At 54.5% G+C, this 12,302-nt stretch carries 10 protein-coding genes; 2 read left to right on the top strand and 8 right to left on the bottom strand.

Annotated features, from left to right (window positions below; translation table 11 throughout):
- Positions 1-15 precede the first annotated feature (15 nt).
- Positions 16-747: a response regulator transcription factor gene (locus BZK40_RS17775; RefSeq protein WP_008786942.1), complete on the bottom strand. Its 732-nt coding sequence runs from the start codon at positions 745-747 to the stop codon at positions 16-18.
- A gap of 288 nt (positions 748-1,035) precedes the next feature.
- Here BZK40_RS17775 and fdhF point away from each other — a divergent pair, with 288 nt between their 5' ends.
- Together fdhF and yjcO are read left to right on the top strand one after the other, a co-directional pair.
- Positions 1,036-3,183 carry a formate dehydrogenase subunit alpha gene (gene fdhF, locus BZK40_RS17770; RefSeq protein WP_079935032.1) on the top strand — a complete coding sequence of 716 codons (2,148 nt, stop codon included), beginning with the start codon at positions 1,036-1,038 and terminating at the stop codon, positions 3,181-3,183.
- A gap of 91 nt (positions 3,184-3,274) precedes the next feature.
- Entirely contained in the window at positions 3,275-3,958 is a 684-nt protein-coding gene (gene yjcO / locus BZK40_RS17765; RefSeq protein ID WP_032934129.1) for a Sel1 family TPR-like repeat protein YjcO, read from the top strand.
- 78 nt (positions 3,959-4,036) lie between these two features.
- On the opposite strand, the gene gltP is transcribed toward yjcO, so the two are convergent.
- From gltP to nrfA, 7 genes are all read right to left on the bottom strand, one after another.
- Positions 4,037-5,347, bottom strand: coding sequence for a glutamate/aspartate:proton symporter GltP (gene gltP, locus BZK40_RS17760; RefSeq protein WP_020996087.1), 1,311 nt, complete (start codon positions 5,345-5,347; stop codon positions 4,037-4,039).
- A 344-nt stretch (positions 5,348-5,691) separates the two neighbouring features.
- A complete protein-coding gene (gene nrfG, locus BZK40_RS17755; protein ID WP_003826658.1) occupies positions 5,692-6,303 on the bottom strand; it encodes a heme lyase NrfEFG subunit NrfG in 612 nt (203 codons plus the stop codon).
- Positions 6,300-8,513, bottom strand: coding sequence for a heme lyase NrfEFG subunit NrfF (gene nrfF, locus BZK40_RS17750; RefSeq protein WP_079935031.1), 2,214 nt, complete (start codon positions 8,511-8,513; stop codon positions 6,300-6,302). Before nrfF ends, nrfG begins: the two co-directional genes overlap by 4 nt.
- Before the next feature lie 8 nt (positions 8,514-8,521).
- Positions 8,522-9,478 carry a cytochrome c nitrite reductase subunit NrfD gene (gene nrfD, locus BZK40_RS17745; RefSeq protein WP_032942109.1) on the bottom strand — a complete coding sequence of 319 codons (957 nt, stop codon included), beginning with the start codon at positions 9,476-9,478 and terminating at the stop codon, positions 8,522-8,524.
- Positions 9,475-10,146 carry a cytochrome c nitrite reductase Fe-S protein gene (gene nrfC / locus BZK40_RS17740; RefSeq protein WP_003031761.1) on the bottom strand — a complete coding sequence of 224 codons (672 nt, stop codon included), beginning with the start codon at positions 10,144-10,146 and terminating at the stop codon, positions 9,475-9,477. The genes nrfD and nrfC overlap by 4 nt, the downstream gene beginning before the upstream one ends.
- Positions 10,143-10,709, bottom strand: coding sequence for a cytochrome c nitrite reductase pentaheme subunit (gene nrfB, locus BZK40_RS17735; RefSeq protein ID WP_003826649.1), 567 nt, complete (start codon positions 10,707-10,709; stop codon positions 10,143-10,145). Before nrfB ends, nrfC begins: the two co-directional genes overlap by 4 nt.
- A 44-nt stretch (positions 10,710-10,753) precedes the next feature.
- Positions 10,754-12,190 carry an ammonia-forming nitrite reductase cytochrome c552 subunit gene (gene nrfA / locus BZK40_RS17730; RefSeq protein WP_003826647.1) on the bottom strand — a complete coding sequence of 479 codons (1,437 nt, stop codon included), beginning with the start codon at positions 12,188-12,190 and terminating at the stop codon, positions 10,754-10,756.
- Positions 12,191-12,302 lie beyond the last annotated feature (112 nt).

The following is a 12,302-nucleotide window of genomic DNA, read 5'->3' as shown; positions in this document are numbered from 1 at the left end:
GGCAACTGCGCACGATCACGCCGCCTTATCGTGATGCTGCACGTCGGCGGCAAACACATAACCCAGCCCACGCAGGGTTTTGATCAACATTGGCTGGTGCGGGTTGTTCTCTATTTTTCGCCGCAGCCGCATGATTAACACGTCAATAGTGCGGTCAAACACCTCAACGCTGTCGCTGCGCGTCAGCTCCAGCAGTTGTTCCCGGCTCAGCACCCGCCGGGCATTTTGGGCCAGCGCCAACAGCAGGCTGTATTCCCCCTGCGTCAACTCCACCTTCAACTGCTGGGGATTATGCAGCTGGCAACCGGCGGTATCCAGATGCCAGCCATTGAAAGAAAGCCCCGTGGTCTGTGGGCCGCCGCTTTCTGCCGTTAACACGCCAACGCGTCTGAGCACCGCCTTTACCCGCGCCACCAGCACCCGCGCATTGAACGGCTTACCGATATAGTCGTCAGCCCCCATTTCCAGCCCAACAACCACATCCGACTCGCTGCCAAGCCCGGTCAGCATCACCACCGGTAATCCGGGTCTCATCTTTTGCACCTGCTGCAACACCATCAGACCGTTGATATCGGGCAACATCATGTCCAGCAATACCAGAGCGATATCCGGCTGAGTCTCAATGCAGCGCAGCGCCTCCTGCCCGGTGTGACAGGCGGTCACCGTAAAGACGTGTTCGCTCAGCACATCCTGTAAAAGCGTGCAGACAGCGATGTCATCATCCACAACCAGTATGGCTGGCTTCATTGTTTTTCCCCATTTCTGGCCAACTTAAATGAGTGTGATTGATTCTGCACAGAGTGACAGCGATAAGGCACAAGGATGTGCGGGAAACATAACCTCGGTCACACTGCCGGGGCGTCACGTATTGGAGATTCGTCACGTCAAATATGACGACAGCCTGTTTTTCGTCAGGGTTTTGCGCAAAATTCGCCCGTAATATCGACTAATGCCCCTGATAAAAACATGGCATAAAAGATGCATAACAAAAACGACAAGCGCGTATGCGCGATTTGATTAACTGGAGCGAGACCGATGAAAAAAGTCGTCACGGTTTGCCCATATTGCGCATCAGGTTGCAAAATCAACCTGGTGGTCGATAACGGCAAAATCGTCCGGGCTGAAGCGGCGCAGGGGAAAACCAACCAGGGTACCCTGTGTCTGAAGGGCTACTATGGCTGGGATTTTATCAATGATACCCAGATCCTGACCCCTCGTCTGAAAACCCCTATGATCCGTCGCCAGCGTGGCGGCAAACTGGAATCTGTTTCCTGGGATGAAGCGCTGAATTACGTCGCCGATCGCCTGAGCGCCATCAAAGCGAAGTACGGCCCGGACGCTATTCAGACGACCGGTTCATCTCGCGGTACAGGTAACGAAACCAACTATGTAATGCAAAAATTCGCGCGCGCCGTTATTGGTACCAATAACGTTGACTGCTGCGCTCGCGTCTGACACGGCCCATCGGTTGCAGGTCTGCACCAATCGGTCGGTAACGGCGCAATGAGTAATGCTATCAATGAAATTGATAACACAGATTTAGTATTCATCTTCGGGTACAACCCGGCGGATTCCCACCCGATCGTGGCGAATCACGTGATTAATGCTAAACGTAACGGGGCGAAAATCATCGTCTGCGATCCGCGCAAAATTGAAACCGCGCGTATTGCCGACATGCACATCGCGTTGAAAAACGGCTCGAACATCGCGCTGCTCAACGCTATGGCTCATGTCATCATCGAAGAAAAACTGTATGACCAGGCGTTCGTCGCCTCCCGTACGGAAGGATTCGAAGAGTACAGCAAGATCGTCGAAGGCTACACGCCGGAGTCCGTCGAAGATATCACTGGCGTTAGCGCGCAGGATATTCGTCAGGCTGCACGTATGTATGCCACGGCGAAAAGCGCGGCCATCCTGTGGGGCATGGGTGTTACCCAGTTCTATCAGGGCGTGGAAACCGTGCGTTCACTGACCAGCCTCGCAATGCTGACCGGCAACCTCGGTAAGCCGAGCGTGGGCGTTAACCCGGTTCGTGGGCAGAACAACGTTCAGGGCGCATGTGACATGGGCGCGCTGCCGGATACTTATCCGGGCTATCAGTATGTGAAAGATCCGGCTAACCGCGAGAAGTTCGCTAAAGCCTGGGGCGTGGAAAGTCTGCCTGCTCATACCGGCTATCGCATCAGCGAACTGCCGCACCGTGCAGCGCATGGCGAAGTACGCGCGGCGTACATCATGGGTGAAGATCCATTACAAACCGATGCTGAACTCTCCGCAGTGCGCAAAGGCTTTGAGGATCTGGAACTGGTCATCGTGCAGGATATCTTCATGACCAAAACTGCCGCTGCCGCAGACGTTATTTTACCGTCTACGTCATGGGGTGAGCATGAAGGCGTATTCTCCGCAGCTGACCGTGGCTTCCAGCGCTTCTTTAAAGCCGTTGAGCCGAAGTGGGATCTGAAAACGGACTGGCAGATTATCAGTGAAATCGCCACCCGTATGGGCTACCCGATGCACTACAACAACACCCAGGAAATCTGGGACGAGTTGCGTCATCTGTGCCCGGATTTCTACGGTGCCACTTACGAGAAAATGGGCGAACTGGGTTATATCCAGTGGCCTTGCCGCGACACCTCAGAAGCCGACCAGGGTACGTCTTATCTCTTCAAAGAGAAGTTCGACACCCCGAACGGCCTGGCGCAGTTCTTCACCTGCGACTGGGTAGCGCCAATCGACAAACTCACTGAGGAGTACCCGATGGTACTGTCTACAGTGCGTGAAGTCGGCCACTACTCTTGCCGTTCGATGACCGGTAACTGTGCGGCGTTGGCCGCGCTGGCGGATGAACCGGGCTATGCCCAGATCAACACCGCCGACGCAGAACGCCTGGGCATCCAGGATGAAGAGCTGGTGTGGGTGAACTCGCGTAAAGGCCGGGTCATTACCCGTGCGGCAGTCAGCGATCGTCCAAACAAAGGCGCGATTTACATGACCTACCAGTGGTGGATTGGCGCATGTAATGAACTGGTAACCGAGAACTTAAGCCCGATTACCAAAACGCCGGAGTATAAGTACTGTGCTGTAAACGTTGAACGCATTGCCGATCAGCGCGCTGCCGAGCAGTATGTCATTGATGAGTACACCAAGCTGAAAGCCAGCCTGCGCGAAAGCGCGATGGGTTAAGCTTCCCCTGACGGCCTCCATTCGGAGGCCGTTTTTTTATGCATATAATCTCTCTATACTGTTCATTCCCTACACTAAATCTAAATATAAGATGAAACGACTTTTCGCCTTGATGGTGTTAATGACATGCTTTGTCCATGCCGAAGAGCCCGGTAGTCAGTTTTTGAAAGCCGCCGAGTCCGGAGACCGACGTGCACAATATTTCCTCGCTGATACCTGGTTTAGCTCAGGCGATTTGGGTAAAGCGGAATATTGGGCGCAAAAAGCCGCCGACAATGGTGATGCCGATGCTTACGCATTGCTGGCACAGATTAAGATTACCAATCCGGTCAGTCTGGATTACCCTCAGGCCAAAACGCTGGCGGAAAAAGCGACCCAGGCAGGCAGTAAAACCGGGGAAATTACGCTGGCGCGTATTCTGGTCAATACTCAGGCTGGACACACCGATTACCCCAAAGCCATTACCTTGCTGCAAAACGCCTCCGAGGACCTGGAAAACGACTCCGCCGTCGACGCGCAAATGCTGCTTGGGCTGATTTACGCCAACGGCGTGGGTATTCCCGCAGACGATGAGAAAGCGACGTGGTATTTCAAACGTAGCTCTGCCATTTCCCGCACCGGCTATTCCGAATACTGGGCCGGGATGATGTTCTTAAACGGTGAGCAGGGTTTTATCGTGAAGAATAAACAGAAGGCACTGCACTGGCTGAATCTGAGCTGTACGGAAGGATTCGATACCGGCTGCGAAGAGTTTGATAAGTTAACCAACGGGTAGTCGTTGTAGGCCTGATAAGCGTAGCGCCATCAGGCAACCCGGAGCAGGTTGCCGGATGGCGGCGTTGCCTTATCCGGCCTACAAGGCGGTCTTATCAAACTTACCTAATACTTCGCGCTCATAGGCCAGCGCTTTTTTGCGGTCAAATTTGTGTTCCCACTTGGAGATAACCAGCACCGCCAGTGCGTTACCCACCACGTTCAGCGCGGTACGCGCCATGTCGAGGATACGGTCAACACCGGCAATAAACGCCAGGCCTTCCAGCGGGATCCCCACGCTGCCCAGCGTTGCCAGCAGCACCACGAATGATACGCCCGGCACGCCCGCAATCCCTTTCGAGGTCACCATCAACGTCAACACCAGCACGATTTCCTGCCACAGCGACAGGTCGATACCATACAGCTGCGCAATAAAGATCGCGGCAATACTCTGGTACAGCGTTGAACCATCAAGGTTGAATGAGTAGCCGGTCGGCACCACAAAGCTGGTGATTGAAGCCGGTGCGCCATAGGCTTCCATCTTCTCGATAATACGCGGCAGTACGCTCTCGGAGCTGGCGGTAGAGTAAGCCAGAATCAACTCGTCTTTCAGAATGCGGATCAGGATCCAGATGCTCAAACCGCAGATACGCGCAACAATCCCCAGCACCACCAGCGCGAAGAACAGGATGGCAAAGTGCACCAACAGCACCAGCTTCGCCAGCGGCCACAGGGAGGCAAAACCGAAGTTCGCGACGGTAACGGCAATCAGCGCGAAAACGCCGACTGGCGCATAGCGCATAACCATGTGGGTCACTTTAAACATGGTTTCGGAAATAGAGCGGAACACGGTAACCAGCGGTTCGCGGTGAGTTGCCGGCAGGGAAGACAAACCTAAACCGAACAGCACCGAGAAGAAGATAATCGGCAGCATATCGCCTTTTGCCATCGAGGCGACGATATTGGTCGGCACCAGTGACAAAATTGTCCCCATCAAACCATGCGCGTGGCTCTGTACTTCTGCAGTCGTGCTTTGATATTTCGAAATATCCACGGTCGCCAGTTGCGACATATCAATCCCGGAACCCGGCTGGAACACATTAGCCAGCGTGATCCCAAGGATAATCGCCACGGTGGTGATCACTTCGAAATAGAGAATAGTTTTGGCGCCAATGCGGCCCAGCTGTTTTGCATCACCGACTCCGGCGATACCGACAACCAGCGTAGAGATGACAATGGGCACAACGATCATTTTGATCAGATGGATAAAGATATCGCCCGCCGGTGACAGCAGGTTTACAACCAGCCATTCACGGCTGTCACTATGGTAATGCAGGTAACTCCCTAGCAGAATGCCCAGCACCATGGCGATTAGAATCTGCCATGCCAGGCTGACTTTCAAATTTTTCATAACAACGGACTTCCTCGATGGAGCGCTATTCCACATGCGGTGTGTGGGAATAGTACATACTGAAAGGGTATGAATTGTGTTGCGTTCGTTTATGGAGTTTTTTAACGCTTATTATCATTATCATCTGCATGGCATTCCGCGCAACCCTCTAAGAACAGGGCTTTTGGCTGATTTTATGCATAAAAATGCAATTTTATCGCGGTATTGATGAATAACTTTTTGTTATAAAAGAATTTTAATATGTTCAAAAATGAAGAAGTCATGGTGTGAGTTTTTTTCGCCCATTTGTTCGTTTGCCTGTTTTTTAAACAGGCCAAATGATACAAATCACAAAAAAAACAAATTTATTTTTGCCGATTCTGCAATAACTTCGCCATATTAATAGAGTCAACGAGCTGTGCCCGGTTCACCCTAGGCGAGTTTAAATCCATAACCTTTTGCCACACTGAAATAGCCTGGGCGTAGTCTGCCTGCATAAACGCATCTGAGGCTAACAGCATCAGCGCGGTGACCTCTGCCGGGTCCAGCGCCAGAGCCTTATCAATCATCTCGCGAGTGGGTGGCGTCATATGTTGTCCGGCCTGGTAATACAATACCGTTGCCATCGCGGAATAGATCTCAGCATTTTCACCGCCGACACGCAGCGCCTGCTCGTAGGCCAGCAGCGCATTATGATACGCGTTTTGCCAAAGATAGTACTCCCCGAGTTGCGCCCATTTCACGCCGTCCTGGGGATTAGCGCGAATCTGCGATTGCAGCAAAAGCAACTGTTTTTCCTGAACATTCTCATCGGAGAAAGCATGTAAAGGGTCCGCCAGTCTCGTCTGCTCCTGACGAACCGCCTGCCATTTTGGCGTCAACAAGTAGCCTCCAATGCAGGCCACAACCATCAGCACCGCCGCAGCGGTCAGCCGCTTCACAGGCATTGGGCGTAACAGCGGTTCGGACTGGTTCATTGTTCACCTTCCTCCGTATGCTGACGTCTTCTCACTCGCCAGACCACCACACCTACCAGCAATAACAACAGGCACGGTAACGCCCACAGCAGCAGCGTTTGCTCATTCAGCGGCGGATTATAACGAACGAAGTCACCATAACGCTCGGTCATCCATGTCGTGATCTCGGCTTCGCTTTTCCCTTCCGCCACCATGCTATAAACCTGATGGCGCATACTGACCGCTACCGGCGCATTGGATTCCAGCAAGTTTTGGTTTTGACACTGCGGGCAGCGAAGCTGGCTGGCAATGGACAGCGCTTGTTCCTGCTGTTGCGGATTTTCAAAGTGCCAGGTATCCACAACCTGGGCATGGGTGGTAAAAGGTAGAAAAATCAGTAAAGCCACAAGTAACATCGTTTTGCCGGATGGCGGCGTGAACGCCTTATCCGGCCTACCATGCTTTTCACTCGTAGGCCTGATAAGCGCAGCGCCATCAGGCAATAACTCTGGATGCTTCCTTCCTCGCCATGCGCTCAGCAGCGCGCCAAAGACCATTAATAGCCCTCCGCCCCAAATCCAGCGCACGCCGGTCTGCACGTACAAACGCATGGCATAGCGGTCAGGTCCGGTTTTTTCACCCATTACCGCGTACCAGTCATGCATCAGATTCCAGCGGATCCCCGGCTCCATCATCTGTTGACGTCGCGCGGCATAGAAGCGCCTTTCGGGTTGCAGGCTGCCAATACGTTTCTCATTGTGCCACAGCGTGATCTGCGCTTTTTCACTGGTGTAGTTACCTTTGGCTTCCAGGTCGAGACGCTCAAAACGGAAAATGTAACCCGCCAGTTCAACCTGCTGCCCAGGGCTCAGGTTCAGGCTTATCTCCCGACGGCTACCGCTGGAAAAGACGATCCCCGCCGCAAACACCAGCACCCCGGCATGCGCCAGCAGTGCCGGAAGCTGGATGCGGAAAGACACGTTGCGGCTTCTGACCGTTGCCAGCACGATAACCAGCAGCATCAGCAGGCCAAAGGGCAGCGTAGCGCGGTTAAAGTACGGTGCGCCTACGGAGAGCCGTCCCCAGCCGAACAGCCCGTAAATCATCGGGTAGAGCGTGCCAATCAACACAATCAGCAGCACCGCACTAAAGAGCAGCAGCGCAACCAGAATCAGCATCTCGCGTGACCAACCGCCAAAACGCGCATTCTGCCGGACTTGCTGGCCCCGCCAGGCGTACAGCCCGAGCGACGCCAGACTCAACACGGTAAACAGCGCAAACAGCGGCGCGGCGCGGACGTTATCCAACGCGAAAGCATGCACCGAAACGAGAATACCGGAACGTACAATCAGCGTCCCTAGCAGCGATAAAATCAGCGTGACGATCGCCAGCAACAGCGACCAGTGGCGGAAGATTCCGCGCTGGCGCGTGATATACAGGCTATGCAGCAGCGCGCTGGCGGAAAGCCAGGGTAATAAGGAGGCATTTTCAACCGGGTCCCAGAACCACCAGCCGCCCCAGCCCAGCTCGCAGTAGGCCCACCAGGAGCCGAGGATAATCCCCAGCGTCAGCGCGCACCAGCCGGGCAGCGCCCAGCGCCAGCACACCCAGGCGCTCTGCGTATTAAAGTCACCACGTAGCAGCGAGGCCAGCGCCACGCCTGCCGCCACCATCAAACCACCGTAACCCAGGTACAGCAGAGGTGGATGGAGGATTAACCCGAGATGTTGCAGCATCGGGTTAAGGTCGCGCCCTTCAATGGCTGGCGGGAAGATACGCACAAACGGATCGGACCATACCACCACAAACAGTAGCAGCAGGGCCGTAATCATTGAGAGGACGCTGAGCGTCAGCGGAAACAGCGCGTCGGTATCACGCCGATAGCGTAAAGCGAACAGCGCGCTCCAGCCGGAAAGAAACAGCACCCACAGCAGCAGCGATCCTTCATGACCGCCCCACACCGCCGCCAGTTTTAATCCCCACGGCAGCAGGCTGTAGCTGTGCTGAGCAACGTAGACCACCGAAAAGTCGCTGGTCAAAAAGCAGAATACCAGAATGGCAAAAGCCAGCAGTAGCAGGGTAAATTGCGCCCACACGCCCACCGTTGCAAGCCGCATCACCCCTTGCCAGCGCTGGCGGACACCCACCAGCACGGCAAGCGGGGTCAACACGTTGACCCCAAGGCTTAATAACAGCGCCAGAAAACCGGCTTCAGGAAGGAGAACGTCCAGATATCACCTTACGCAACGGTTAGCTGACCCGCATAGAGTATAAAAAAACGCAGCAGCAGTACGCCGGTCAGGCTGGCGCCGCACACTGCCAGCACGCCATGAAACGTCGAACTGCGGTTGGCCCAGGGTTTTAGTAGCATCGGCAGTATCAGCCCAAGCCCAGCCACGCCAAGCCAGAACCACCAGGTCCAGAATCCGCCGCCCAGTGCCGCCGCCAGCGCGCGCATTTTGCCGTCATCGCCCAGCGCCAGACCGACGAAGAACGCCGCCAGCAGGAAGATCTCCAGCCATACCACCGGGACTTCCATACGATGCACAAAGTGCGCTTCGGTACTGTGCGGGTTGCTACGATGGCGTAACGCCATGGCGATCAGCGCCACCGCGGCGCCGGAGGAGATCCCAGAGAACAGGAACAGCACCGGCAGGATCGGGTTATTCAGGAACGGGTAAGATTTCAGCGCCGACAGAAGAAAGCCGGTGTACGCCCCGAGCAGGACCGCCAGCACCAGCATTAACGTCTCAAGCGCACGATGGAACGGCGCAATCAGCGTCAATACTTTCTGAACGATACCTAACCGCGGCAGCCAGCGCTGTTGCAGGGCAATCACTTCTTTTTCAAAGATTTTTGCCAGCCACAGCACTAACACCACCATGTACAACTGGAACAGCATGACTCCCATCGACATCACCGAAGTGAAGCTGTAGTGGAACATCAGTTTCCAGAAAGTCCATGGCCGCGTCAGGTGGAACACCAGAATCAACAGACCGAGGATAATCGCCCCCGGCCCTAACACCAGCGTAGTGCGCAGCAGCGTGCTGTCCGAACCGCCCGCCTCCGGATGGAAGCGACGCAGCAGAATCGCCAGCGTGACCAGTCCGGCAGAGATACCTATCAGGAACAGATAGATGGCAATGGGCCAGTCCCACACCAGTGATTCAAAATGAAATGCAGAAGCGGATGTCATTGGCTCACCTCCCCAAATTTAAAGGGAACGCGGTAGACCTTCGGTTTTGTACCCAACGCCAGCTTGTAACGGTAGGTCGTTTTCTGCTGCAACAAACGGGAGATATCGCTGTTGGGATCGTCCAGATTACCAAACGTCAGCGCCTTCGTCGGACATGACTCAACGCAGGCGGGCTGTTTGCCCGCTTTCAGGTTGGTTTTCCGGCAGAAATCGCATTTATCCGCCGTTTTGCTCACCGGATGGATAAAGCGCACGCGATAAGGACACGCGGCAATGCAGTACTGGCAGCCAACGCAAAGGTCCGGGTTCACATCCACAATGCCACTGGCGGCATCACGATACGATGCCCCCGTCGGGCAGACGTCAACGCAGGGAGCGTGGTCGCAGTGCTGGCACGAGTGACGGAAGAAGCGATACTTCACATCAGGAAACGTTCCTTGCGGCTCACTGCGAATAATCGTCAGACGCGATACGCCTTCCGGCACGTTGTTGACTTCGCGACAAGCATCCATACAGGCCGTACAGCCGATGCATAATGACTCATCATGTACCATACCGTAACGCACGCCGTTGATGTTCAGCGTCTTCGCCACAACGCGCCCCGCCGTCCCGCTCACTGCCACCAGCGCGCCGACGCCGGTGATAAACTGGCGACGAGAGCAACTCATGGATGCTCCTTAAGCAACGGAATCGACGCCGGGTTAAAGTTCGGATTGTTACGCTGATCGCTGTGGCAATCGACGCAAATCTTGATCCGTCCTTTATCGCTCAGCGTTTGCATCGTGTCTTGCTTCGGATGCAGTGAGTGACAGCTGGCACACGCCACTTTGGTTACATGGACATCGTGCGGCCAGAACGCTTTTTGCAGCTGCTCAGGCAGGTGACAGGACATACAGACGCTGTTCTGCTGCTCCACGTTGTACATCGGCTCATTAAAGCGCATCACATCTTTCACCCCTTCACGGTGGTTCGGTGATGGCTGGCCGTGACAGTTGGTGCAGGTGACCGGCAGTTTGTTATTCGGGTTGATGACTTCCGCATGCTTACCATGCATGCCTTCGGTATCCGGCTTGTGACAGTCCAGACAGGCGGCATCCGGATTACGCTGTTGGGTAACCGTCCAGCGTTGATCCGACTCCTGCGGCGTTGGCGTGGCAGTGATTCCACTCAGGCTCCATAACAAGCCTGACGCCAGCACCCCAGCAGTTAATAACGAACGTAATACGCTCATATTCACTCCGTTGAGTTATCCGCCCCTTGCGGGGCGAAATGGGGTTATTGGCTTAACAGACCGTTTTTACGCGCCTGATCTTCCCACTGCGGAATCACCGTTTTGATGAAGTCCTGCTTCTCAGCATTGATTTGCTGCATGTTCAGACCAATCGCCGCCTGGGCTTTCTCTTTGGTCGAGATATCCGGCAACGGAATTTCATGCGTGATGCCTTTGGTCGCCAGCAGACGGACCAGTTTGGTACGCGCGTCGGCGGCTTTATCCATTGCGCTACCCAGCATCCGCAGACCTTCTTCCGGGGCGTGCATATGAATGCCGTGTGAGGCGATAGACAGGTCCCAGCGCCATTGTGCGTGACGGATATCTTCCAGAATCGGCTTCATTTCCGCTTCAGTCGCGCCCGCATCCCATGCGGCTTTCGCTTCGAAGTGCGCACGAACCAGCTGATCTTCAACTTTGATTTTCAGGTCATGAATAGCCTGTTTACGCTCGGCGACCACTTTTTGCAGGGACGCTTTGTCCTGGGTGTGGCAGTTCGCGCAGGTCTGAGGGAAGTTGTCGAACGGGTTACCAATCTTATGGTCGGTATAGATCTTGCCTTCCGCGTTTTGCACTTTCGGCATGTGACAGTCGATACAGGTCACGTTGTTCTTGCCGTGAATGCCCGCGCTCCAGGTTTCATACTCCGGGTGCTGCGCTTTCAGCATCGGCGTTTTAGACAGGGAGTTGGTCCAGTCAGAGAAAGCAATGTTGTCGTAGTATTTCTCCATGTTCTCGACTTTCATGCCGTCGTCCCACGGGAACTTAACGGCTTTGTTTTTACCGTCGAAGTAGTATTCCACGTGGCACTGGCCGCAGACCATGGATTGCTGGTCAAAGCGACCGGCTTTCTCAAACGGTTTACCGATGGCTTCCATCGCGCGTTCTGCATAAGGACGCGACAGAGTCAGTTCTGGCTTGCCTTTGGCGAAGTCTGGTGACGCGGTATTATGGCAATCCGCACAACCGAGATTGTTAACAATTTCCGGACCGCCGCGCGCCCATTTACCGTGGAAGTAGCCATCTTCACCGTCTTTCTGGATAAGACGCGCTACGTCCGGGCTTTTACAGCTCCAGCAGGCCATCGGCAACGGACCATCTTCTGCCGTTTTTGGTGCGCCGGTACGTAAGGTTTCACGGACATCGGTCACGGCATACGCGTGTCCCCGCGGTTTGTTGTAATCGCGCGAGAATGGGTATCCCGCCCACAGGATCACCAGACGCGGATCTTCTGCCAGTGCATCTTCACGGGCTGATTGCTCAGACGTGGCTTTCCAGGAGAGATATTGATCGGGATGCTGAGGTGCGAAGGTTTCATTCTTCGCTTCAACGGTGACGGTTTTTGCAGGTACAGAAGTTTGTTCAGCGTGAACAGCAGAAATAAATAATAAAGGTAATAACAGGCTGAAGAAACGGCGTACGCGTGATTTTATCCTTGCCATAGGGGTCTCATCCAGATGACGCCATTATCTGCAATGGCGGTTCTTTTATTGTTTTCCACAACAGCAACCACACGAATACTGTCATGACATTGCTCCACCCTATTTGTAACAA

The organism is Citrobacter portucalensis (assembly GCF_002042885.1).
GTDB classification, from domain to species: Bacteria; Pseudomonadota; Gammaproteobacteria; order Enterobacterales; family Enterobacteriaceae; genus Citrobacter; species Citrobacter portucalensis.
Note: the sequence above shows the minus strand (reverse complement) of the source record. Positions and strands in the feature narration are given on the sequence as shown.